Below are 22,977 nucleotides of genomic sequence, written 5' to 3'. Positions count from 1 at the left end.
GCAAAGAATAGTTTAATCGGCGGCAATCGTTGCTTAAATCTATTTTTATAGATTTTTTATTTTTGCAATTGACGCAGTTGAACAATTTATCGTAGCTAAGATTTTGTATGCACCAGGTAAAGCATCAAATGCGGGCGGAGTTGCAACTTCTGGTCTTGAGATGTCTCAAAATGCGTTACGTTTCGGTTGGACATATGGTGAAGTCGATGAACGCCTACATGCGATTATGAAAGATCTTCATGCCAATTGCTTAAAATATGGAAGCAAAGAAGACGGGACTGTCAATTATGTTGATGGTGCGAATATTGCTGGTTTCGTCAAAGTAGCAGATGCCATTCTCGTGCAGGGTATTTATTAAGGGTCTCCTAAACTCCCGCTTTAATAAAGAGAGACTTTTCATAAAAAAATCCGATGTTGAAACATCGGATTTTTTTAACTGATTAAAATTATGGTTTTTTCACGGTTTCTTGTTCAACCATCATATCTAAGACATCAGCTAAGCTTGATTGATCTGCTGCTGGATTTTTAATTTCATAGCGTTTAACACGAACGATCACACGTTGGTTTGGATTATGTTCAAAGCCTTCGATTTGACCGTAGTAAAGTGACCAATTTTTATCAGCATAGGTTTTGATGCCTTTATCGTCATATTTAATCTCACGAACTTGCATACAAGTTTGTGGTGCTACACCCGTACATGATTTAGTTTGTGGTGAAATTTCGAGGAAAACGATTTTACCTTCAGACTGGTATTTTGCTTCAGCTGTCATTTTACCAAGGAACGTATATTTTTGACCGTTTGCATCGCTTAAAGTTAAGCTCGGCTGGTCTAAATTTGTTGCATTAATTTCAAATGAAACCTTACGTTTTTGTAAAAGTGTACCTGCAAATTGCTCTTGTTTCATCAGCGCTGGTTCACATGCCATCATTGTTGAAGCGCCGTTACCTGTAACAATTGAACCATTTTCAATTTTCCATGAGGTATTTAAGCGGTTACAACCAGTATCTACAGATAAACGATCATTGGCTAAAAAACTTAATACGATTGGTTTTTTTGTATCAGTTGGTTGATATGACCAAGTATAGTTTGTTAACACACTCGTATTCACGATTTTGCTTCCTGTAAATACATGTTTTTGACCTTTACTATCAGTTACTGTCAAGATCGCTTGATCATTTTGGGTACTGAGTGTGAAAGGAACTTTTTTCTCACTAAAAATATCAGCAGATAAGCGTTCTTGTTGCATTAAATCATCCGCACATGCCATCATTGTTGATGCCAGTGGTGAGGTTACAATGGTATTACCTTCAACTTTCCAAGTCCCACCTTGATTATTACAGCCAGTTTGAATAGATAATCGTTGATTATCATCGAAAGATAAAACTAAAGGTTTTGATGCTTTTGAACCTTGATAAGTCCAATTATATTCAGTTAAATTTTTTGCAGCAGTTGTATTCATTTGAGAAATAACATTATCAGTCACATTTTGTACTGTTTGGCATGCCATCAAAGAAAGTGGCAATAAAGCAAGAACTAAATATTTAATTTTCATAGTCAAACAACAGTAAATAAATAACAGTCATTAGCTTAAAGTATTCTTAAAAAAAGAAAATGTAATCCGTTTATGGATTAAGTTCGTTAAATGTATCCAATTGTAAATTTTAAGAAAATTAATTAGGAAAATGACTTACTCAAATATAAGTAAGCCATTTAAAAAACATGATGCTTGGTTTTTAATCAAAACGATAAATGTCCATACCTAATGACCCCATTGAAAAACTACTATGCACGATACTAAAACGATGTCCTGTTCCCATTGCAAAGAATAATGGTGCAAAATGTTCAAGGGTAGGATGATTTCGTTGCACGTAGGGTAAAGATGGCCAGTTAAGTACAGCGTCATAATCTTGATGGTTCAGTTTACTGACCACACTATTTCGAAATGTGCTTGCCCATATTGGAACTGCAGCATCTGCATGCCATGAAAGTTCAGAGAGATTATGGGTAATGCTACCAGAGCCAATTAATAAAATTTGTTGTTCACGTAAAGGTGCTAAAACTTGCCCAATTTTGTAAATCTGGTCAGCATTCATTTCAATGGGTAAGGAAATTTCAATCACAGGAATATCGGCTTCTGGATACATATGCAATAAAGGCATCCATACACCGTGATCTCGTGGTCGCGTGCTATTGGCATGTGCAGGAATATCTGCTTCTGCAAATAGAGTCAGTATTTCCTCAGCAAGTTTTGGAGCGCCCGCAGCAGGATAACGGATCTCATAAAGTTCAGGGGGGAAACCACGAAAATCATGCCACGTTTGAGCTCGGGTTGAGGTACTCACTTCTAGCGCTTGACTTTCCCAATGAGCAGACATCACAATAATTGCCTGAGGTTTTGGTAAATTATTGCTTAAACGATGCAATGCGGAACCCACTTGTTCAGGATCAAGTGCAAGCATGGGAGAACCATGAGAAATAAATAACCCGGGTAAAGTCTGGAAATTCATAGATAAGCACCTGATTAGAAATACATCATTATCGTGACAAATTCATGGGAACAATGACAGCCCTTAAACATCAACAGATTGTTCTATAATCAGAACAATTTTAAGCGCGATGATAAGGATGATTATGATTGATACTCATCGCTCTATAAAGTTGTTCAATCAGTAGAATACGAACCATTGGATGTGGCATGGTTAATTTAGAAAGAGACCAATGCCAAGCTGCTGCTTTACGAACTGCGTCTGAATGTCCATCAGGACCACCAATCGCAAGAGCAATATCATTGCCTTCAAGCATCCATTGTTTCATGGTATCTGCCAGTTTTTCTGTACTGAGTTCTCGACCACCTACTTCTAAGGCAATTAATGTTTCATTGGGTTTAAGTGCATTTAAAATACTATCACCTTCAATTTGACAATATTTTAAAATATCTGCTTCTGAATCATTTTTGCCTCGTTTTGCCATTGGGAGTTCAATCACTTGAGTTTGTACAAAAGGTTGAATGCGTTTGAAATAATCTTCAAATCCAGTTAACACCCAAGCAGGCATTTTTTGCCCAATAGTCAGAATACGAATTTTCATAGAATAAATAGATCGAGAAATTACGCCTATTATAAACAGTGTTCTTTATGGATAGTGATCAGCATAAAAGGGAATAGTCGCTGAAAGTGTATTTATTGATTATGTTGCATAAAAAACGCAGCTCAAAATTGCGTTTGAGCTGCGATCAAAGTGTCATCAGTCTGGAGTTCGGATGACACTAAAAAATGGGTTCACTGAGTCAAGCTTCATCTTTATTTTTATCGACTCTATTTTATTATGCAATAATTTGGTTGTTTTTCAACCAAATTATGTAACAAAAAAAGAGAGCCGAAGCTCTCTTTAATTTTCATCTACTTACTTGTTTAATGACGCGCAGCCTTTGCTTCTTCTACTGGTTTAACAATAGGTGTTTTAGGTAAAGGCTTCGGCGTATCCGTCAATGCTAAAGGTAAGATCTCATCAATACTTTTTACATCTTTGATTTCTAAGCCTTCTTTTACATTGTCAGGAATCTCGGCTAAGTCACGAACGTTATCTTGCGGAATAAAAACTAATTTAATTCCACCACGGTGAGCTGCAAGAAGTTTTTCTTTTAGACCACCAATACGCATCGCACGACCACCTAGACTCGTTTCACCTGTCATCGCAATATCTGGACGAATCGCAATCCCTGTAAATGCTGATACAAGTGCAGTTGTGAGTGCTAGACCAGCAGATGGACCATCTTTTGGCGTTGCACCTTCAGGTAAGTGAACATGGACATCAGTTTCATCAAAACGTGATGCTTCAATACCTAATTCATCAGCACGAGTACGAACTACAGTCATTGCAGCAGTAATCGATTCTTTCATCACATCACCGAGCGAACCCGTCGTAATGAATTTACCTTTACCTTTCACGGCTGCAACTTCAATAGTAAGCAATTCACCACCTACCGAAGTCCAAGCTAAACCATTTACACGACCGACTTGTGCTTCATCTTCAGCCATACCAAAGTCAAATTTGTGCGGACCTAGATATTCAGGAAGATTGGCAGAAGTGACATCAACTTGTAAGTTTTTAGACTTCTTGCTTACAGCTTCTTTCACCACTTTACGTGCAATTTTAGACACTTCACGCTCTAGGCTACGGACACCCGCTTCACGTGTATAACGTTGTACGATGTCACGGATTGCTTCTTCGTGAACAGTCAATTCTTTTGCACGTAGACCATTGTTCTTAATCGCTTTTGGAACAAGGTAACGTTCAGCAATATTCACTTTCTCATCTTCGGTATAACCCGGTAGACGAATGACTTCCATACGGTCAAGCAATGCTTCAGGAATATTCATGCTGTTCGCAGTACAGATGAACATGACTTCTGAAAGATCAAGATCCAGATCTAAATAATGATCGTTGAACTTACTGTTTTGTGATGGATCAAGTACTTCCAATAATGCCGATGCAGGATCGCCACGATAGTCTTGTGCCATCTTGTCAATTTCGTCGAGTAAGAACAGTGGGTTCTTCACGCCAACTTTTGTTAAAGACTGTACAATTTTACCCGGCATCGCACCAATATAAGTACGACGGTGACCACGGATTTCAGCCTCATCGCGTACACCACCAAGCGCCATGCGAACAAACTCACGACCTGTTGCTTTGGCAACAGATTCACCAAGTGATGTTTTACCCACACCTGGAGGACCAACTAGACAAAGAATAGGACCACGGAGTTTTTTCACACGAGATTGCACTGCAAGATATTCAACAATACGATCTTTGACGTCATCTAAGCCGTAATGATCTTCATCAAGAATCTCTTGTGCTTTTGCTAAGTTAATGCTGACTTTGCTCGCTTTGTTCCATGGGGTATCCAGAATGACTTCTAAATAGTTACGAACAACGGCAGCTTCGCTTGATGCAGGTTGCATTGCTTTCAGTTTGCGAAACTCAGCTTCAGCTTTTTTGCGTACATGTTCAGGCAAATCTGCTTCAGCAAGACGTTTTTCAATTTCCGCAACGTCATCTTCAGCACCGCCGTTCATATCAGAAAGTTCACGTTGAATAACTTTCATTTTTTCATTTAGAAAGTATTCTCGTTGATTCTTTTCCATTTGACGTTTAACACTGTCATGCAACGTTTGTTCAATTTGCTGTTCAGCAGATTGATTCATCAAGTAGCTCATTAACTCTTTAAAATGCGCTTCAAATTCGTCGTGCTCTAAAAACTTTTGTTTCACTTCTATATTTAAAGGTACACGAGTTGCAACAAAGAACATTAATTGTAATAAGTCTTCGATTTTATTTGCTGCTGCAACAAGCTCACGTGCATTGCGTAATTTCGCTTCAGCATATTGAGCGAATAGGGTACGTAATTCGTTTAAGCGAGTTGCTTGAGCTTCCTCGTCCAATGGTAATGTCATTGGACTGAGACTGTGCTCAGCAGTCAAGTATTCTTCACCATCAATAATCCGCTCTAGTTTAGAACGATGCAGACCTTCAATCAGTACTTTAATGCAGTTTTCATCATTTTCATGATTTACGACTTGTACGATTTTAGCCACAGTTCCGTATTGATAGAGGTTATCGTGATCAATTTCTTCTGTAAGCGAATCTTTTTGCGCAACTACAAATACTAAATTGTCACCGTTACGAGCCACATCCACTGCATTGATCGATTTTTCACGACCCACAAATAGCGCAATTTGCATGTGTGGATAGACCACAACATCACGTAATGCTAATAGTGGTAATACACTTGGAACCTGTGGCTCTAAGCTTGATTCATTATTTAAAATATATTCAGACATGGGCACTCCTAATGAGTGACAACGGTGTTGCCATGTTTTTTATAGTGATGTGCATTTCAAAAATTACAAGGGTTTTTACTTAGAAAATATTAAAAAAAGACTAAATTGGTCGGTTTTTTTCTAAAAAATATTAGAACAATAAGGTTAAGGCTTGAAAATATAGAACTTTTTAGGTGTTAGTAAACCATGCATCGGTTGATCCCATTTTTGTCTAGGTAAGGTTTGATCAATATATTGAAATGTATGGGCGAGACCCAAACGGAAAGGTCGATGCGGCGCACTTGCCAAAGTACGGTCATAGAAACCACCTCCCATGCCGATTCGTGTCCCTAAGTGATCACAGGCAAGTAAAGGCATAATTAAAAGATCCAAAATGGATATATGATGACCGCGACTTGCCATGGGTTCTTTCATCCCGAGAGGATGATGGGAAAAACGTTGATTTGAGTATTGCTTAGAGTTTATTTTTACCCATACAAGTTCTTGATTCATCGTGCAAATCATGGGTAAGTAAACGAGTTTTTTGTGTTTAAAACAAAGCTGAATGAGTTTGTGAGTATGCACTTCGCCAAAAGCATGAAGATATAATCCAACGCTTTTTGCAAACTTGAATTGGGGTATTGATCTGAGGCGATTTACAGCGTCTTGTTCACTTTTTTTATGTTCAAAGCGATTCACTCGTTTTCTTTTTAAACGAATATCTTTTCTCAGTACATGTAAATCACTATTCATCGTATTCAAAATAAAACAAAGCCTCGAGAATCATACTTGATTTAAGTGTGCTTAAGTATCTAAATAAATTGAAGTTCTAATGTTGTTGATCAGTTATGGATTCTGACAACTTAAAGTAATCACAAAGCTGTAACACTCGACCTAATCACTATGTTGTCAAAAATAAGAATAAAATAACAAATTTTAGTTTCATATGACAAAAAATTCACAAATTGCGTAAAAAGTGATCTATAATCTTACCGTGAAAATCGCAAATACTTTGCTATTTCACATGTTTAAACAATTAAAAGGAATATTTTAGCGCTATGAATGAGCGGGGTATTTTATTTCATTCGTTACGATATTCACTGTGTCACTTTATAAAAATATTTAAAAGACCATAGGGTAAGGTTTAGAGGGAAAAAGTATGTTTGATTCAAAAAATGTAATTGTCTTAGATCAAATGCTTATCTTAACTAAAGAAGGTAAAAATGATTTGATTTATCATAATGATACGCTGTTGAAAGTAATGATGATCTCTAATCAGCATCTCATCGTCGCTGATGATTACCAAACCAGTTTCTTATTGAAACAAAAGGATGAAAATGTGATTTGGTCATTTATTTAGTGTTATGTACTTTTTTGATGAGTATTGATTCAACTGCTTAGCTTTATTGATGGAACTTATTGTTTGAGTTCCATCAATATTGGGCAACATTCATTTTCTGTCGTTTTACATTCGTCTAACCATGTGGAAAGTCTTTGCTTAAGACCCACAAGTTCCTGAATTCTTTCATCGATCTTGCTCAATCGTTGTTCAATGACATGTCTGACTTGGACACGATCCTCTAAATTCAGTGTGAGCAATTCTTTAATTTCATTCAGTTGTAATCCAGCATCCTTCGCTTTCTGAATAAAACTCAAGGTTTCCAAATCCTGTTGATTATAATAACGATAACTTTGCGTACTTTCAGGGATACGCATTAAGCCGATACGTTGATAATAACGAATGGTTTCGACATTAACGTGGCAGGATTTTGCTAATTTTCCGATTGTTAGGTTCATTTTCTCATACCTGTGTTGGGATAGTGAAAAAGCACTTGACTCTGTACCTAGGTACAGACTTTATCCTAGCCCTATCAAGAAAGAAAAGATAGGTGTCGTCATGACTCAACAACCATCTTCATGCTGTTCTAAAAATGAAGTACCGCTTGTGTACGAATATATTGATCCAGCTTGCGGTATGACAGTCGATGAAAACTCGCAGCACTATTTTGATTATCTAGGTATCCGCTATTTATTCTGTTCAGCAGGTTGCCAACAGAAATTTAGTTTACAACCTGAAAGCTTCTTAAAACGAAATAACGTGCCATCAACAGTATCGTCTTGCTGCGCTAAAGAAAAAAAACAATCTTCATGTGGTGAGGGTGAATCAGAGCAGAAGATTGAGCCAGTCAAAGCATCATCTTGTTGTGCGCCAAAACCAATGGAGCAAAAGCTAAGTTCATGTTGTGGCCCTAAACCAGAAGTACCATCTATTCAAGATGAAGCTAAAAAATCTTCCTCTTGTTGTGGTGGAAAGCATGATCATTCAAGTGAAAGCATTTTAGTGGATACAGAGATTGATCCTGTTTGTGGTATGTCAGTCAAAACCACGACAGATTTAATAACAGATTATCAAAGCAAAACCTATTATTTCTGTAATCCATCTTGTTTAGATAAATTTAAAAATGATCCTGAATTTTATCTAATTCCAGTTGATCAGCGTCCTGTACCTGAGGGGGCAATGGATATGGATTATACCTGTCCAATGGATCCTGAAATTGTACAAAAAGGGCCAGGAACTTGCCCAATTTGTGGGATGGCACTTGAGCCGATGCAACCCACTTTGGATGATGGACCAAATCCTGAGCTAGTAGATTTTAGTCGACGTTTTTGGACTACATTACCTTTGAGTTTGTTGGTGATGATCTTGGCCATGGGTTCACATATTCATGCCTTTATTTCGCCACATGTTCAGCCGTGGATTGAACTTCTTTTAAGTTTGCCTGTGGTGTTATGGGCGGGTTATCCTATTTTACAACGTTGTTGGGTGTCCTATAAAACAGGACATCTGAATATGTGGAGTTTGATTGGTGTTGGGGTAATTGCAGCATTTATTTATAGTGTTGTTGCTACGATTTTTCCATCATTCATCCCTATTGAAGCGAAAACAGGGCATGGTGTTGCTGTCTATTTTGAAGCAGCATGTATGATTGTTTCATTAAGCTTGTTGGGACAAATTTTAGAACTAAAAGCACGTTCACAAACAGCAAATTCATTAAAAGCTTTACTCCGTTTACAACCTGCTAAAGCGAAACTTGTGCAGCATGGTCAAGTTGTTGAAGTGGATATAGCGATGGTCAAACAAGGTGATATTTTGCAAATATCATCGGGTGAACAAATTCCATTAGATGGTGTCGTGGTTGATGGAAAGACCTATGTTGATGAATCCATGATGACCGGTGAGCCTGTTGCTGTGAAAAAGAAAAGAGATGATCTAGTCATTGGCGGGACAATTAATCAACAAGGTGCTATTCGAATCCAAACCACTGCAGTCGGGGCGAATACCACATTAGCCAAAATGATTCAGACCGTTGCCGATGCTCAACGTTCGAAAGCACCATTGCAACGAATTGCAGATGTGGTGGCGAAATACTTCGTGATCGCCGTACTCAGTATGAGTGTTTTGACTTTTATTGCATGGATGGTATTTGGGAAAGCACAATTTGATTTAGCCTTAATGTGTGCTGTTGCAGTTTTGATTATTGCTTGTCCATGTGCTTTAGGTTTGGCAACACCAATGTCCGTGATGGCAACCACAGGTCGAGCCGCTCAAAAAGGCGTGTTATTTAAAGATGCCGAGGCGATTGAAGCTTTAAGTAAGGTCAATACTTTGATTATTGATAAAACAGGAACATTAACTGAAGGTAAACCAAGTTTAAAAGAGATTCAGCTTTTATCTCAAACTTATAACCAAGCACAAATTGAATTATGGATTGCATCGATTGAACAATATTCGATGCATCCAATTGCCCAGACCTTAACTCAATTAGTTGATGCAAATCAATTACTCAATGTTTCTGATTTTGAAGATGTCGCAGGCTTTGGCGTGAAAGGAAGTATTGATCACCAGACCTTGTATATTGGCAGTCAGAAGCTTATTGAACAGTTAGCTTTAACCTTAGATGCTGATTTAATCCATGAGTTGGATCAAAAACGTGCACAAGGCGATGTGATTAGTTTTCTGATGTCAGAACAAGAGCTAATCGCTTATATTTCGATTCATGATGCAATCAAACAAAATGCTAAAACTGTGATTGAGCAACTGCATGCTGATGGCATTGAAGTGATTATGGCAACGGGTGATCATCAAAAGAATGCAGACATGGTTGCAGGTCTTTTGGGTATTCAAACCGTTTATGGCAATCTTGATCCTCAGCAAAAACTTGAAATTGTGAAACAGGCGCAAGCTCAGGGAAAAATTGTGGCAATGGCTGGGGACGGTATCAATGATGCACCAGCACTGGCACAGGCGAATATTGGTATTGCGATGGGAACAGGAACAGATATTGCCAAGCAAACAGCGCAAGTGACTTTAGTTAAGGGGGACATTCAAGGGGTTGCACAAGCAGTTCATATAGCAAAATTAGGGGTAAAAAATATGAAGCAAAATCTTGCATTCTCTTTTGTTTATAATGGATTAGGTGTTCCTGTTGCAGCAGGTTTATTTTATCCACTCACAGGATTATTGCTTACACCAATGTTTGCTGCAGTGGCAATGTCATTAAGCTCGCTCTCTGTTGTGGTGAATGCTTTACGTTTAAATAAATCATAATTCACTTTGTAAGAATAAAGCCCCTATTCTCATAAATTGAGAGTAGGGTCTTTATTTTGACCCAATTGACATCATCAAAATGAATGCAGTCAATTCTATTTCTCTGTTTTATCCTTAACTTGAATCAAAACTATTGGGAAATAGCTAAGGATGGATCTAAAGATGCAAAACAATAAATTTAGTCGTGTTGTAAAATCACTTTTTACTTCAAGTATTATCGTATCATCATTATTATTGACGAATGCGACTCATGCAGCACCTGAAGGTAAACTGGATTTAACACTTTCTGCACATTCACAAAATAAGATTAAACAGCTACTTAACGATCCTAAAACGTGGCAACAAATTCCAAATCAAGTCACTTTATGTGTGTTCTCTCCAAATGGGGAGCATAGTGAGGCTTTTGAACAGGCTACAAGTTACATCACTGAAATTCCACGTATGGTACGTGTAGCCAAGCAGTTTGGTGTCAATATGAATGTGACACGACCATCTCATTTACAGTTCAAATTAGATTTTGATTATCCAAAACTTAAAAAATCAGCGTCTACTTTGGTTAATTTAAAAGTTTATACCAATGAAGCGGTATTAACAGAAGATTTCCGTAGTAAACGTTGTGATGGTGCAGGGATTAGTAATCTGCGTGCAAAACAATTTAATAAATTTGTAGGAAGTATTGATGCGATTGGCGCATTACAAACCTATAAGCAATTGAGTTCGGTGATTCAGGTTTTGGCAAATCCAAAATTTGATGAAAAAATGGTAAATAAAGATTATGAAGTCGTTGGTATTGTGCCACTTGGTGCCGCTTATATTATGGTGACTGATCGTAATATTAATACTTTAGCCAAAGCAGCAGGTAAAAAAGTTGCGGTTTTCCAATTTGATGAAACTCAAAAGAAATTGGTACAGAGTGTAGGTGCTCAACCTGTTTCAGTGGATTTAGTCACTGTTGGAGGTAAGTTTAATAATAAAGAAGTTGATATTATGGCGGGGCCAGCTATTTTATTTGAACCGCTTGAGCTACAAAAAGGGATGACAGATAAATCGGGCAAAGCTGTTGGAGGAATTATCAAGTTTCCTGTGATTCAAGTGACAGGAACTTTGATTATGCATCGTAATAAATTCCCCGCAGGAATGGGTTCTATTGCGCGTGAAGTTATCTCAAAACAGTTAAATCCTGCATTTGAATTTGTCGATAAGATTGAAGCGAAAGTTCCAGATAAATTTTGGTTGAACTTACATGAAAGTGATAAACCTGGTTATGTCAGATTGATGCGTGAAGCACGTATTCAAATGACCAAAGAAGGTTTTTACGATAAAGATATGATGAAGTTGCTGAAACAGGTTCGTTGTTCACAAGATCCTAGTAATTATGAATGTGCTTTGAAAGATGAGTAATTTTTAAGTCATTTGACATTATAGAAAAAGAGAATCATGGAAATAGCAGGATTAAGTTATAAACTTGGTATTTCCAACTTTGATCAATCAAGTGATAAGTCATATCCAGAGAATTGATCATTTGATTCATAGAAATGATTTATTTTATAGAAATGAAGAGCTATAGGATCAATCATGAATATAATTTTTCAACTCAAAAATAAATTGATCAAACAAGGTATTTAGTTAAATAAACCAGCAACATGGCAACAGATTTTAGCTTTTGAATATAAGCATCAAGTTAAATTATCACCCATTTTAACAGCTTACTTTTTGGAATTTAATGGTATAGCTGACCGCGATATGGATGATAATTATTTTACGTTCGTGTCGCTAGCGGAATTCCAATCTGTTGAAAGCATTTCAAGCTGCTATGATAAAGATAAGATTTTATATCAGAACTGTTTTGTATTTTCAGATTATTCAATGTGGTGTTGGGGGTATGCCGTGCAACTAGACCAAATGGGAATAGATGGTGTGGTATATCAAGTGGCGGGGTCATCAAAAAGAAAAGTTGCGGATACGTTCACAGCATTTTTGCAGCAATATTTAATTGATAGTGATGAACTATTATAAAAAATATTTAGAAAATTTAATGGGAATTAATTTAAGGGTATAAATTCTATTCAAAATAAATAGTGTATTAAAAATACTTGAGGTGAAATCATTATTTTTATAATTAAAAAATTGCTCCAGAGATGCCGCTGCATGGTCGTTACCCTGAACCCGATGAGTTCAAGGTGGAGGTGACGCATACTTACTGGGTTTCCTACTCGAGGTAGGCATACACTCAAAATATACAGGACACATCCATAAATTTAAGTATCGGCAGGGGACTAGACGTACTGGCGAACACCCTAGAGACAGTTTTAGTATAACCGATCTTTACACGATGACAATCACTACTTGTAAAGATAATTATTAATTGTTGAGGCTTTGTGCAATTTTACTCAACACTTTGTTCTATATCTTCCAAAATCGTTTGGATTAAATGCTCACAATGTGCATATTCCTGTAATGATTTGTTTAAGCTAAACACTTCTTGCGCCATTTGTAGTGCAACCATAATGACTAGTTTATTATGTTCAACACGTGGTGCGTTGCGGCGCATATCATGAAACTTTTGATTTAAAAATTCAGCGGCACGCTCAAGTTCTTCTCGCTTATCTTCAGTCGTGTTAAGACGGAAAGTCTGTTCAATTAAGCGAAGCTCAACAACAATGGGTTCACTCATGATCAGGTTTCCTCTTGGGTTTCAGCATTTGGATGCGCGAGTTGCTGAATTTCTTGTGCATGTTGATCTTGTGCAGTACCTAAAATTGCAAGCCGTTGAATAATCGCTTCAACTTTAGATTTTGCCAACTCATTTTTCTGTAACAAGCGATCACGATCTTGTTGTAAATCTTGAATTTCTTGCTGACTATGACGTTGCTGTGCTTGTAACTTCTCTTTATTTACACGTAAGTCATTACGCTCAGCCAAAATCTCTTGGAAGCGGTTTTTTAAATCAGTGGTGCTTTTCTCTAAACGGCTATAACGTTCCGCTAAAGTTGTTGCATCTTGATTCAGTTGTTTAAATTGATCTTGTAACTGAGACAATTGTTCAGTTAAGTTATCAACTTCTTCCTGCTTTTGCGTGATGATGCTATTTTTCTGCACAACTTGTGCATGGTGGTCAGTTTCAGCTAATTGTTTAGCCTCAGTAAGCGAAGTATTCTCTCGCTCTAAATGATGTAAGCGTGTTTTTAAAACACCAATATGCGCTTGTAGACGCTGTAATTGTTCTAACATAACGAAGGTCGCACAGAGTTGCAATCAAAGGTAATATATACAGCAGTATAGAGATTGGATAAACGAATGCAAGACGATATTTCAGGTTGGACGGAATGGAATGCTCATTTTACTGGGATTGAAGAAATTTCAAGTCCAAGTGAGTTACATGGTTTACTCACAGGTATAGTTTGTGTCACACAAGCACCAACCACCGATGAATGGTCACAAATTTTAAACACCCTCAATGTGCCTTCTTTACAGCCAGAGGCACTGGAAGGTCTAACCGATGAAGCAGAAGATGTTGCTCATGCTTTGTCAGATGATGAATTAGATTATTTACCTATGCTTCCAGATGATAGCCATTTGCTTGTAGATCGTGTGCAGGCGTTGGCAGATTGGTGCGCAGGCGTAGTCCTCGGTTTTGGTTTGGCTTCAGGTCATATTCGTGGTGAAGAACAAGAGCTGATTGAACATTTACAAGATGTTGCAGCAGTTGAGTTTGAAGACTCCGATAATGATGAAGAGGGTGAAGAAAGCTATCAGGAATTGTATGAGTTTGTACGTTTGATTCCTGTGAGTTTATCAATTGGTCGCACCAAGATTCCTGTCGCTGAAAGTTCATTATTGAAAAACTTTCATGCTAAAAGCAGAAATCAAGATACAGCAGTTGATCCACAAACTGTTGTCGAAATGTTTACTCCACATCGTCCGAGTTAAGGCGATTTAAAATCTCCCTAAATCCCTCTTTATAAAAGAGGGACTTTCTAGCTGTAGGATAATATGAAATTAACTCAAGCTGATTTTAAACAACGCCGTGATCTTCTTGCTAATCAAATAGGCAGCAATAGCATTGCAATTATTGCGACTCGAGCAGAAATGTATCGTAATCGTGATGCTGACTATAAATATCGTGCAGACAGTAGTTTTTATTATCTGACTGGATTCGCCGAGCCAGAAGCCGTTGCAATCATTGAAACCTTTGAAGAAGGTGAGGAATATAGCTATAGCTTATTCTGCCGTGAACGTAATCGTGAAATGGAAATCTGGAATGGCTATCGTGCTGGGATTGATGGTGCGATTGAAATCTATGATGCAGATGAAGCGTATGCAATTGATCTGCTTGATGAAGAAATTATCGACAAATTGTTAAATAAACAGCGTCTTTATTATCGTATTGGTCAAAATGCGGAATTTGATGCACGTGTAAGTCAATGGATCCAAAAAGCAGATGCACAGCAGCGTCGTGGTGGCGCTGCACCCGCTGAAGTGGTTCAGTTAGATCGTATTGTTGATGAAATGCGTTTGAAAAAATCAGCAAAAGAAATTGAGTTGATGCAGATCGCAGCCAATATCAGTGCTGAAGCGCATACCCGTGCCATGCAAAGCGTTAAACCTGAGATGATGGAATACGCGCTTGAAGCAGAGCTGAATTATATCTTTGGTAAAAATGGTTGTGTACCTGCTTATAACAGCATTGTCGGTGGTGGTGAAAATGCTTGCATCTTGCATTATGTTGAAAATAATAAGCCTTTAAAAGATGGCAATTTAGTGCTGATTGATGCGGCATGTGAATATGAGTTTTATGCATCGGATATCACCCGTACTTTCCCTGTGAATGGGAAATTCAGCCCTGAACAGAAAGCACTTTATAATATTGTTTTAGATGCTCAACTTGCAGCGATTGATGCAACCCGTATTGGAAATCACTATAAATATCCACATGAAGTGGCTGTAAAGATTTTAACTCAAGGTCTGGTTGATCTTGGTTTATTAAACGGTAATGTGGATGAGTTGGTTGAAAGCGAAGCATTCCGTCAGTTCTTTATGCATGGTACAGGGCATTGGCTCGGTATGGATGTACATGATGTCGGTGCGTATAAGATTGGCGAAGATTGGCGTACTTATGAAGCAGGCATGGTCGTGACGGTTGAACCAGGTTTATATGTTGCGCCTGATGATGAAACGGTTGATGCCAAATGGCGTGGTATTGGTATTCGTATCGAAGATGATATCGTTGTGACCGAAAATGGACCATTGGTCTTGACTAAGAATGTAGTCAAAACCGTTGAAGAAATTGAAAGTTTGATGGCTAAAATTTAAAAAATAGTTGCTTAAATCAATTTTGTTCCATCATTTAAATGGTGGAACAAAATAAAATAGAAAATATTTATTCAAATGAAGTGTGCTTGAACATCAATACACTGAACTTCTTTATTAGCCATTAAAACACCGATTCCCATTTCTGGTTCAAAACTCACTTCAAACATGAATACTATTCCTTTATTAGCTAAAAAATATAGCTGATTCCAATCAAAAATTATTCTTAGGTCCGAGGGATTTTTAATACAAGGTGCCATTTTATCATCTAATAAATCTTTATAGATTTCATCCCTATTTAATACATAATAATCGAACAAAGAAGTCTCAATTATTTTAATATATTCAATCGGATTCGCAATGAATTCATTGTAGGCTTGTTTTTGTTGTTCGGTAATATCACTAATTTCATAACCACTAAGAGTGAATGTAATTTCCTTTATAGCAGCCCAAATACAAAAACTCTTCGGTTGTGTTAAGTTTAAATTAGAATCTAGAAACCCAAATGGTTCTATACTTTGTATCATGGAGGGGCTCTTTAGTGTTTTTTATTTGATTGATTATATACTTTTTAAGAAAATTAAGTTAAGAAAGGTACTTGGTATGATTATGCTGTAAGAATAAAAATAATAAAGCGAACACAATAAAATTTTTCTTTATGTTGATGTTCAAACCTACTTTTGAATATATTTTAAAAACATAGACCAAACAAAGTACAAATTCCAATCCTGATTTGAGTTAGAGTAAGATAGTCCCGAAACATCAAGTCATGAAAAACTGATAAGGAATAATATTATGCAGCAACAAGTCATCATTGTCGGTGGAGGTATGGTTGGACTCAGCCTTGCTCTAATGTTGGCAAAATCTAATATCGCAGTAAAGTTATTAGAAGCTGTGAAATATCCAAATTATGATGACGAAAATGTTGCCCCTTATCATTCTAGTTTTGATGCGCGTAATACCGCATTGTCACGCCGTAGTGTACAGATTTACCAAAAATTGGGTTTGTGGGAAGCACTTCAGCAATATGCCACGCCGATCTTACAAGTGCATATTACTGAGCAGGGGAGTTTTGGTAAGGCACGCTTAGTTGCAGAACAAGAAAAAGTAGAAAGCTTTGGACAAGTGATTGAAAACGCATGGTTGGGTAGAGTATTACTAACTCAAGTACGTCAACAGCCGTTGATTGAGTTGATTGATGGTGTACAAGTAACTTCACTGGCACAAGATGCAGAACAAGTCCAAATTGAAGCGATGCGAAATGGTGAATATATTCATTCGCTAAAATCCAAATTAGTGATTGCGGCTGATGGTCGTGATTCATTCTGCCGCCAAGCGATTGGTGTGGGTGTAGATGAACATGATTATGACCAAGTAGCCATCGTCACTACTGTACAAACCTCGAAACCACATCAACAGGTTGGCTTTGAACGTTTTAGTGCTTTAGGGCCATTGGCTCTCTTACCTTTACCGGGTGAATACCGCCGTTCCGTGGTGTGGCCTGTGAAAAAGGGCACTGAGGCAGAATGGTTAGGTGAAGAAAACGATCAGCATTTTTTGGATGCTTTACAGGAAACCTATGGTGATCGTGCAGGTAAGTTTGAAAAAACAGGCAAGCGCTTTAGCTATCCACTGGCACAGGTCTTGGCACATAAGCAAGCCGTTGGGCGTGTGGTGTTGATGGGGAATGCGGCACATACCATCCATCCAGTTGCAGGGCAAGGTTTTAACCTATGTCTACGTGATGCAGATGTGTTGGTTCGTTTCTTGATGGAGCAATTGGCGAAGTCCGATGATATTGGCAGTCCTGATAATTTATTGGCTTATGAGCAAGCACGTTTAACTGATCAGCAACGGGTGATTAAATTCTGTGATTCAGTGGTACGTGGCTTTAGCAATCAAAATCCAATACTCAAATTATTACGCAATACTGGACTGATTGCATTTGATGTGATTCCGGGTGTTAAGCCTTTGGTTGCCAATTATGCAATGGGGCTGAAAGCATGAGTGAGTTATTAGATGTTGTGATTGTTGGCGGTGGTTTAGTCGGTGGATTAACCGCTTTATTGTTGGCTCAAGGTGGCGTACAAGCGACGGTATTGGATGCTGCACCTGTGCTAAATCAAGAAAAAACGTTGGCAGTGATGAATCCACGTGTATTGGCTCTGAGTCAAGCCACCATTCATTTACTTAAAACAGTGGATGTCTGGAATGATTTAGCACGTCAAATGCCTTATTCAGGTATGCAGGTCTGGAATAAAAATGGCTATGGCGAAATTAATTTTGGACATGCTTCAGAACAGCAACCTCAATCAGATCAGGCTTTGAGTTCGATGGTTGAGCCGAGTGTCTTGAATGTTGCGATTCAGCAGAAAATGTTGCAGCAGCTTAAAGACTATCGTACTCAAGTGAAAGTGATACGTATCGAGCAGATTTCACAAGGCTGGTCGATTCAACTGGCTGATGGGACAACATTAAAAACCAAGTTATTGATCGGCGCAGATGGCGCAAATTCATTTGTACGTGAGCAAGCTTATATTGATTTAGATGTACTGGATTACAAGCAAGCTGCGATCAGCTGTGCGATTAAGACCACTCAGCCAAATCAATATGTCGCTCGACAAATTTTCTTGCCTACAGGGCCATTGGCTTACTTACCAATGGCGAGTCTTGATTCGCAAGAGAATGGCTATTGGCAGTCGATTGTGTGGACTTTACCAGATGACTATGCGGATGAGTATTCAGCGTTAAATGATCAAGACTTTATGCGACTACTCACACAAGAGAGTCTGCATATGTTGGGTGAGGTTGTTGAGGTGCGTTCAAGAGCGCAATTCCCATTGAAAGCTCGTGCAGCGCAGCGTTACGTTAAATCAGGCTTGGCATTAATCGGCGATGCAGCACATGTCATTCATCCTTTGGCTGGACAAGGTGTGAATATTGGTTGCTTAGATGCCGCAGTTCTATGTGATGTATTACTCCATGATTTAAAACGTGGTGTATGGGCAAATGAACAAACCTTATTACGCTATGAACATCAGCGTAAGGGACAAAATGATGCGATGATGCATAGTATGTCAGCGATTGGCTGGTTAGAAAGTGCAGAATTATTTCCCTTTGTTTGGGCACGGAACTTTGGTCTAAAACAAGTTGAACAATTCGATTGGTTTAAAGATCGCTTTATGCGACAAGCCAATGGATTAGATGCCTTAGAACATACAAGCTATGCTTGCTAAAAAAACAGTAGATATTTTTTAAACAATCATTTATAAATCAGAGTGAATTTGGTCATAAAAAGCACAATTTGATGAATATTTTGCTTTGATAAATGAGAAGAGCTTGTTAAATTTCATCAAGTTCTGATGACCAAATAACGATGATGAGAGTTTAGTCATTGTGGGGAGAGTAATATGACGGAAATGAATGATTACGACGAAAACACTGAAGATTCTGCGGTAGACGATGAAGAGGCGAAAGCCGCGGAAACTGGTGCGGATAGCGAAGAGTCAAGTGCCAATGATGCAGATTTGGCTGAAGCAGAAACATTAACAGTGACTGCAAAGTTAAAACAGCGTCAAGCTTTAGAAGATGAAGTGGCTGCGTTTCTAGCACGTGGTGGGCGCATTACTGAAGTTCCGCCAGGCGAAAGCCAAGAATAAGCTTAAATAGATTCAAAAAGCATCACAATCGTGGTGCTTTCTCTGTTGCTCGAAGACTTAGATTAGAGAAGTAACGATGTACCAATACCCCACATGATACAACCAATAATAAAGTCTAATACTTTCCATGCTTTTGGGTTAGTGAATAGCGGTTTTAAGAATTTAGATCCATAACCTAAACTAAAAAAGAACATCCATGAGGCAACAATACTGCCTAAAGCAAAACTCATTTTATCCTCAAACTGTGTAGCTAGTGAGCCAATAAGTACAATGGTATCTAAGTAAACGTGAGGATTTAACCATGTAAATGCAAGCCCAGTTAAAAGTACTTTGGTTAATGTTTGATGGTGATTTTGGTCGAGTTGTATACTATGAGTTGTTTTAAATGCAGCATAGAATGATCTAGCACCATAAACAAACAAGAAAATTGCACCAAAATATTGAGCAAGTGTCATTAAAATTGAAGATGCGGTCATGCTTTCAGCAAAGCCCAATACACCTAATCCGATTAAAATAGAGTCAGAAAGCGCGCAGATAAAACATAGCCAAAATACATATTGCTGTTTGAGCCCTTGTTTTAGGACTAAAGCATTTTGAGCCCCAATAGCGACAATCAGACCGCTACCGATTCCAAAACCTTTGAGAAATACACCCAGAGAGATCATAAAAAAAGAAGAGAAAATAAGATGAGAGAATTATCTGATTTTTAAACTTAAAATAAGTAGAATTAAGAATATTTAGGTTTGGCTAAAAATAATTTAGGTTAATATGCTCGATAGTAAGCAATGTGAAGCTTTTCTTGCGGTGGCTGAATTGGGAAGTTTTGATGCTGCTGGTGAATTTTTATTTATTACACCTTCTGCTGTGTCAATACGAGTACAGGCTTTAGAAAAATATCTTGGGCAAGTTCTAATCCTTCGTGGTCGTCCATCTACGCTTACATATGCAGGAGTAACCTTACTCGACCATTTGCGGCATACCCGATTAATGGAGCAAAATTTATTACAAGGTTTAATGGGTAAAACTTCTGATTCTGAATTTTATAAAATTGCCTTGGCCTCAAATGCTGATTCATTGGCAACATGGCTTTTACCTTCAATTCAATCAACACTCATTGAAGAAAAGATCGTACTTGAATTGAAAATTGATGATCAATCGCATACACATTCTTTGTTAGAAACAGGTCAAGTTAATGCGTGTATTTCTGCTGAGGCTGAAGTGATATCGGGCTGTTTAGCACAACCACTTGGCAAAATGCGTTATAAAATGTTGGCTTCGACGGATTTTGTTAAATATTGGTTTAGACAAGGGATTAATAGGGAGCATTTGAGATATGCACCTGCAGTTATTTTTAATCATAAAGACTTAATGCATTCAGAGATTTTATTAAAGGGGTATGGCTTACCGATGCAAAGTTATCCCTATAGTTTTATTCCAGCAACAGATGCTTTCGTCAAAACAATCCAATTAGGTTTAGGCTATGGCATGGTGCCTGAGTTGCAGGTTCAACCACTACTCGAAAATGGAACACTTGTTGATATTATGCCTGATGTCCAACTTGATATTCCTTTGTATTGGCATCATTGGAAACGACAGTCTCAACAATTAGAAATATTGACTGAAACAATTATCCAAGCAGCTCAGAAAATATTGAGATAGTTGTGTTTTTTAATTGTGATGAATGTTGTTTAAAGTTAATTATATGATAGGTTGCAAGTATTCACGTTGTTAATTATTTGCAAGGTAATCTATCCAAAATTAATTACCTTGCATCACGCTTACTATTCGGCTTGGGTTAATTCCAAAGCACGTTGATAAGCAACTTTCTTTTTGATACCTGTCAAATCAGCAGCCAATTGAGATGCGGCCTTAACTGATAAATCTTGTAATAAGCGTTTTAGCAACTCATCCAATTTATCTTGTTCCATGTCTTTTTCAGCAGTGGCACCACCCACCACGACTACAATTTCACCTTTCTCTTGGTTGTGATCATTTTCAATAAATATGACTAACTCTTTTAAAGTCATTTTTTTAATAGTTTCAAAGGTCTTTGTGATTTCACGAGCAAAACCTACTGGGCGATCTTCACCAAATACCTCAGCCATATTTTTAATACTGTCTAAAATACGATGTGGTGCTTCATAGAAAATGAGTGTTTGTGTCTCATCTTTTAGTTTTTCGAGTTGGCTAATTCGTTGCGAAGCCTTTGACGGTAAGAAACCTTCAAAACTAAAGCGATCACTTGGTAAACCTACAGCACTCAAAGCTGCAATTGCAGCACAGGCACCTGGTACTGGAATGACGCGGATATTATGTTCTTGTGCTGCGCGTACTAATTTAAATCCAGGGTCACTAATTAATGGTGTTCCCGCATCACTAATCAGAGCAATACTTTCACCATTTAACATTCTTTGTATAAGTTGATCAATTTTGTTACTTTCATTGTGATCATGGCACGCTGTTAACGGTGTTGAGATATTATAGTGTTTAAATAATTGAGCAGATTGACGAGTGTCTTCTGCCGCAACCACCGATACAGACTTTAAAATATCAATCGCACGAAAGGTCATGTCATCTAAGTGCCCAATCGGGGTTGCTACAACAAATAATTGAGCACTCATAAAAGGTAACTCCCTCATGTATTACAAAAAATATTGTTTGCTGCTAGGTTTGGCAGCGCTTGTAAGTCCTGTATATGCGGACATACTCGTTATTCTACCTGAATCGGGTAAGATGGCGCGAGCGAGTCAAAGCATCAAACGCGGTTTTCTGAGTGCTTATACAGCATCTGGCAGTAAAGAAAAAATTATTTTTGTAGATTCAACTAAAAATAGCATCGATACGATTTTTAAGAAAAAAATAGATCATAACGTCCATTTGATTGTTGGGCCCATACTACGAACTGAAATTGAAGAGGTGATTCAAATGAATCCTCAAATTCCTGTGCTTGCTTTAAATGATGTTAATACTCAAATTGATAAAGTATGGCAATTTAGCTTAGCAAAGCAACAAGATGCGGCAGCATTAAATCATCGTTTTCAAAAAGATCGCATCAAAAAACTTTTTATCGTTCGAGAAACAGGAACTGAGTCAGCAACAGAACTTTTGCTCTCTGCACTAAAGGATCAATTTGCATCAGAAATAGAATTTGTTGATGAAGTACCACAAAAACGATCAAGTAAAGAAGGGGTATTATTGTTAGGGAGTCACCATTGGGTGGAACAATTAGGTACATTGCCCGAAAAGAATATTTACGTCACACCGATGAGTATTGAGCAGGGACAATCTATTCCAATCGGATTAAGTTTCTGTGATACACCCGCGCTATATAATGGGCAATGGGCAGATTTAATCGAAGCCTATAAGAAACAACCAGAAACAATGGCATTTCAACGTTTATTAGCTTTTGGAGGAGATGCTTGGACGATAAGTCAACAATTGTTAGAAAATCCTGCGCATAAATTCTCTTTTGAAGGACGTACAGGTAAGATTAGCGTTAAAGATGGAAAAATTGATAGGCAACCCTATTGTTATCAACAACAAAAAAATGAAATTCAAATTTTAAAATAAAAATGGTCG

At 37.8% G+C, this 22,977-nt stretch carries 21 protein-coding genes, 1 other RNA gene and 2 pseudogenes; 12 read left to right on the top strand and 12 right to left on the bottom strand.

Annotated features, from left to right (window positions below; genetic code table 11):
• Positions 1 to 67: 67 nt before the first annotated feature.
• Positions 68 to 358, top strand: a pseudogene (locus tag O1450_RS10770) (NADP-specific glutamate dehydrogenase); the annotation flags it as partial.
• A gap of 88 nt (positions 359 to 446) precedes the next feature.
• On the opposite strand, the gene O1450_RS10765 reads toward O1450_RS10770, so the two are convergent.
• The 5 genes from O1450_RS10765 to O1450_RS10745 form a co-directional block, all read right to left on the bottom strand.
• A complete protein-coding gene (locus O1450_RS10765; RefSeq protein ID WP_269228405.1) occupies positions 447 to 1,553 on the bottom strand; it encodes an META and DUF4377 domain-containing protein in 1,107 nt (368 codons plus the stop codon).
• Positions 1,554 to 1,734: 181 nt separating this feature from the next.
• The gene (locus O1450_RS10760) at positions 1,735 to 2,508 is read right to left on the bottom strand and encodes a DODA-type extradiol aromatic ring-opening family dioxygenase (protein ID WP_269228404.1); all 774 of its coding nucleotides are present in this window, start codon (positions 2,506 to 2,508) and stop codon (positions 1,735 to 1,737) included.
• 100 nt (positions 2,509 to 2,608) lie between these two features.
• The gene (rlmH, locus tag O1450_RS10755) at positions 2,609 to 3,088 is read right to left on the bottom strand and encodes a 23S rRNA (pseudouridine(1915)-N(3))-methyltransferase RlmH (protein WP_004663191.1); all 480 of its coding nucleotides are present in this window, start codon (positions 3,086 to 3,088) and stop codon (positions 2,609 to 2,611) included.
• A gap of 323 nt (positions 3,089 to 3,411) precedes the next feature.
• Positions 3,412 to 5,841, bottom strand: a complete 2,430-nt coding sequence (gene lon, locus O1450_RS10750) for an endopeptidase La (protein WP_269228403.1) — start codon at positions 5,839 to 5,841, stop codon at positions 3,412 to 3,414.
• A 144-nt stretch (positions 5,842 to 5,985) separates the two neighbouring features.
• Positions 5,986 to 6,573 carry a 5-formyltetrahydrofolate cyclo-ligase gene (locus tag O1450_RS10745; RefSeq protein ID WP_269228402.1) on the bottom strand — a complete coding sequence of 196 codons (588 nt, stop codon included), beginning with the start codon at positions 6,571 to 6,573 and terminating at the stop codon, positions 5,986 to 5,988.
• 406 nt (positions 6,574 to 6,979) lie between these two features.
• Between O1450_RS10745 and O1450_RS10740 the strand changes: the two genes are divergently transcribed.
• Positions 6,980 to 7,180 carry a hypothetical protein gene (locus O1450_RS10740; protein WP_005217587.1) on the top strand — a complete coding sequence of 67 codons (201 nt, stop codon included), beginning with the start codon at positions 6,980 to 6,982 and terminating at the stop codon, positions 7,178 to 7,180.
• 56 nt (positions 7,181 to 7,236) lie between these two features.
• Here the strand turns inward: O1450_RS10740 and O1450_RS10735 are convergent, their stop codons facing one another.
• Positions 7,237 to 7,617 carry a MerR family transcriptional regulator gene (locus O1450_RS10735; protein ID WP_269228401.1) on the bottom strand — a complete coding sequence of 127 codons (381 nt, stop codon included), beginning with the start codon at positions 7,615 to 7,617 and terminating at the stop codon, positions 7,237 to 7,239.
• 100 nt (positions 7,618 to 7,717) lie between these two features.
• On the opposite strand from O1450_RS10735, the gene O1450_RS10730 reads away from it, so the two are divergent.
• The 3 genes and pseudogenes from O1450_RS10730 (at position 7,718) to O1450_RS10720 (ending at position 12,445) form a co-directional block, all read left to right on the top strand.
• The gene (locus O1450_RS10730; protein ID WP_269228400.1) at positions 7,718 to 10,429 is read left to right on the top strand and encodes a heavy metal translocating P-type ATPase; all 2,712 of its coding nucleotides are present in this window, start codon (positions 7,718 to 7,720) and stop codon (positions 10,427 to 10,429) included.
• Between the two features lie 162 nt (positions 10,430 to 10,591).
• Positions 10,592 to 11,830 (top strand): putative solute-binding protein, encoded by a 1,239-nt coding sequence (locus tag O1450_RS10725; RefSeq protein ID WP_269228399.1) that lies wholly within the window; start codon positions 10,592 to 10,594, stop codon positions 11,828 to 11,830.
• 174 nt (positions 11,831 to 12,004) lie between these two features.
• A pseudogene (locus tag O1450_RS10720) lies at positions 12,005 to 12,445 on the top strand (SMI1/KNR4 family protein).
• A 109-nt stretch (positions 12,446 to 12,554) separates the two neighbouring features.
• Here the strand turns inward: O1450_RS10720 and ssrS are convergent.
• The 3 genes from ssrS to O1450_RS10705 form a co-directional block, all read right to left on the bottom strand.
• Positions 12,555 to 12,736: non-coding RNA, 6S RNA (gene ssrS, locus O1450_RS10715), on the bottom strand.
• A 79-nt stretch (positions 12,737 to 12,815) separates the two neighbouring features.
• Entirely contained in the window at positions 12,816 to 13,103 is a 288-nt protein-coding gene (locus O1450_RS10710; RefSeq protein WP_269228398.1) for a cell division protein ZapA, read from the bottom strand.
• Positions 13,104 to 13,105: 2 nt separating this feature from the next.
• Complete coding sequence (locus O1450_RS10705) at positions 13,106 to 13,660, bottom strand: hypothetical protein (protein WP_269228397.1); 555 nt, start codon at positions 13,658 to 13,660, stop codon at positions 13,106 to 13,108.
• A gap of 66 nt (positions 13,661 to 13,726) precedes the next feature.
• Here O1450_RS10705 and O1450_RS10700 point away from each other — a divergent pair, with 66 nt between their 5' ends.
• A complete protein-coding gene (locus tag O1450_RS10700; RefSeq protein WP_269228396.1) occupies positions 13,727 to 14,359 on the top strand; it encodes a UPF0149 family protein in 633 nt (210 codons plus the stop codon).
• A gap of 63 nt (positions 14,360 to 14,422) precedes the next feature.
• Complete coding sequence (pepP, locus tag O1450_RS10695; RefSeq protein WP_269228395.1) at positions 14,423 to 15,742, top strand: Xaa-Pro aminopeptidase; 1,320 nt, start codon at positions 14,423 to 14,425, stop codon at positions 15,740 to 15,742.
• 71 nt (positions 15,743 to 15,813) lie between these two features.
• On the opposite strand, the gene O1450_RS10690 is transcribed toward pepP, so the two are convergent.
• Complete coding sequence (locus tag O1450_RS10690) at positions 15,814 to 16,266, bottom strand: DUF6985 domain-containing protein (RefSeq protein ID WP_269228394.1); 453 nt, start codon at positions 16,264 to 16,266, stop codon at positions 15,814 to 15,816.
• 268 nt (positions 16,267 to 16,534) lie between these two features.
• On the opposite strand from O1450_RS10690, the gene ubiH reads away from it, so the two are divergent.
• The 3 genes from ubiH to O1450_RS10675 all read left to right on the top strand — a co-directional run bounded on the left by ubiH (position 16,535) and on the right by O1450_RS10675 (position 19,398).
• Entirely contained in the window at positions 16,535 to 17,746 is a 1,212-nt protein-coding gene (gene ubiH / locus O1450_RS10685) for a 2-octaprenyl-6-methoxyphenyl hydroxylase (protein WP_269228393.1), read from the top strand.
• Positions 17,743 to 18,975 carry an FAD-dependent monooxygenase gene (locus tag O1450_RS10680; RefSeq protein WP_269228392.1) on the top strand — a complete coding sequence of 411 codons (1,233 nt, stop codon included), beginning with the start codon at positions 17,743 to 17,745 and terminating at the stop codon, positions 18,973 to 18,975. The genes ubiH and O1450_RS10680 overlap by 4 nt, the downstream gene beginning before the upstream one ends.
• Before the next feature lie 174 nt (positions 18,976 to 19,149).
• Positions 19,150 to 19,398 carry a hypothetical protein gene (locus O1450_RS10675; protein WP_269228391.1) on the top strand — a complete coding sequence of 83 codons (249 nt, stop codon included), beginning with the start codon at positions 19,150 to 19,152 and terminating at the stop codon, positions 19,396 to 19,398.
• 62 nt (positions 19,399 to 19,460) lie between these two features.
• Here O1450_RS10675 and O1450_RS10670 read toward each other — a convergent pair whose 3' ends face one another.
• The gene (locus tag O1450_RS10670) at positions 19,461 to 20,063 is read right to left on the bottom strand and encodes a LysE/ArgO family amino acid transporter (protein ID WP_269228390.1); all 603 of its coding nucleotides are present in this window, start codon (positions 20,061 to 20,063) and stop codon (positions 19,461 to 19,463) included.
• A 103-nt stretch (positions 20,064 to 20,166) separates the two neighbouring features.
• Between O1450_RS10670 and O1450_RS10665 the strand changes: the two genes are divergently transcribed.
• Entirely contained in the window at positions 20,167 to 21,057 is an 891-nt protein-coding gene (locus O1450_RS10665; RefSeq protein WP_269228389.1) for a LysR family transcriptional regulator ArgP, read from the top strand.
• A gap of 122 nt (positions 21,058 to 21,179) precedes the next feature.
• On the opposite strand, the gene rsmI is transcribed toward O1450_RS10665, so the two are convergent.
• On the bottom strand, positions 21,180 to 22,019 hold the full coding sequence (gene rsmI, locus O1450_RS10660; protein WP_269228388.1) for a 16S rRNA (cytidine(1402)-2'-O)-methyltransferase: 840 nt from the start codon (positions 22,017 to 22,019) through the stop codon (positions 21,180 to 21,182).
• Between the two features lie 16 nt (positions 22,020 to 22,035).
• Between rsmI and O1450_RS10655 the strand changes: the two genes are divergently transcribed.
• Positions 22,036 to 22,968 carry a penicillin-binding protein activator gene (locus O1450_RS10655; RefSeq protein WP_269228387.1) on the top strand — a complete coding sequence of 311 codons (933 nt, stop codon included), beginning with the start codon at positions 22,036 to 22,038 and terminating at the stop codon, positions 22,966 to 22,968.
• Positions 22,969 to 22,977 lie beyond the last annotated feature (9 nt).

Origin of the sequence: Acinetobacter sp. TR11, from assembly GCF_027105035.1 — a bacterium.
Taxonomy (GTDB): Bacteria; Pseudomonadota; Gammaproteobacteria; order Pseudomonadales; family Moraxellaceae; genus Acinetobacter.
Note: the sequence above shows the minus strand (reverse complement) of the source record. Positions and strands in the feature narration are given on the sequence as shown.

Bases quoted from the DNA above. Each gene is read 5' to 3' on its own strand.
- O1450_RS10765 (WP_269228405.1), bottom strand. From the start codon at position 1,553: ATGAAAATTAAATATTTAGTTCTTGCTTTATTGCCACTTTCTTTGATG.
- O1450_RS10760 (WP_269228404.1), bottom strand. From the start codon at position 2,508: ATGAATTTCCAGACTTTACCCGGGTTATTTATTTCTCATGGTTCTCCC.
- rlmH (WP_004663191.1), bottom strand. From the start codon at position 3,088: ATGAAAATTCGTATTCTGACTATTGGGCAAAAAATGCCTGCTTGGGTG.
- lon (WP_269228403.1), bottom strand. From the start codon at position 5,841: ATGTCTGAATATATTTTAAATAATGAATCAAGCTTAGAGCCACAGGTT.
- O1450_RS10745 (WP_269228402.1), bottom strand. From the start codon at position 6,573: ATGAATAGTGATTTACATGTACTGAGAAAAGATATTCGTTTAAAAAGA.
- O1450_RS10740 (WP_005217587.1), top strand. From the start codon at position 6,980: ATGTTTGATTCAAAAAATGTAATTGTCTTAGATCAAATGCTTATCTTA.
- O1450_RS10735 (WP_269228401.1), bottom strand. From the start codon at position 7,617: ATGAACCTAACAATCGGAAAATTAGCAAAATCCTGCCACGTTAATGTC.
- O1450_RS10730 (WP_269228400.1), top strand. From the start codon at position 7,718: ATGACTCAACAACCATCTTCATGCTGTTCTAAAAATGAAGTACCGCTT.
- O1450_RS10725 (WP_269228399.1), top strand. From the start codon at position 10,592: ATGCAAAACAATAAATTTAGTCGTGTTGTAAAATCACTTTTTACTTCA.
- O1450_RS10710 (WP_269228398.1), bottom strand. From the start codon at position 13,103: ATGAGTGAACCCATTGTTGTTGAGCTTCGCTTAATTGAACAGACTTTC.
- O1450_RS10705 (WP_269228397.1), bottom strand. From the start codon at position 13,660: ATGTTAGAACAATTACAGCGTCTACAAGCGCATATTGGTGTTTTAAAA.
- O1450_RS10700 (WP_269228396.1), top strand. From the start codon at position 13,727: ATGCAAGACGATATTTCAGGTTGGACGGAATGGAATGCTCATTTTACT.
- pepP (WP_269228395.1), top strand. From the start codon at position 14,423: ATGAAATTAACTCAAGCTGATTTTAAACAACGCCGTGATCTTCTTGCT.
- O1450_RS10690 (WP_269228394.1), bottom strand. From the start codon at position 16,266: ATGATACAAAGTATAGAACCATTTGGGTTTCTAGATTCTAATTTAAAC.
- ubiH (WP_269228393.1), top strand. From the start codon at position 16,535: ATGCAGCAACAAGTCATCATTGTCGGTGGAGGTATGGTTGGACTCAGC.
- O1450_RS10680 (WP_269228392.1), top strand. From the start codon at position 17,743: ATGAGTGAGTTATTAGATGTTGTGATTGTTGGCGGTGGTTTAGTCGGT.
- O1450_RS10675 (WP_269228391.1), top strand. From the start codon at position 19,150: ATGACGGAAATGAATGATTACGACGAAAACACTGAAGATTCTGCGGTA.
- O1450_RS10670 (WP_269228390.1), bottom strand. From the start codon at position 20,063: ATGATCTCTCTGGGTGTATTTCTCAAAGGTTTTGGAATCGGTAGCGGT.
- O1450_RS10665 (WP_269228389.1), top strand. From the start codon at position 20,167: ATGCTCGATAGTAAGCAATGTGAAGCTTTTCTTGCGGTGGCTGAATTG.
- rsmI (WP_269228388.1), bottom strand. From the start codon at position 22,019: ATGAGTGCTCAATTATTTGTTGTAGCAACCCCGATTGGGCACTTAGAT.
- O1450_RS10655 (WP_269228387.1), top strand. From the start codon at position 22,036: ATGTATTACAAAAAATATTGTTTGCTGCTAGGTTTGGCAGCGCTTGTA.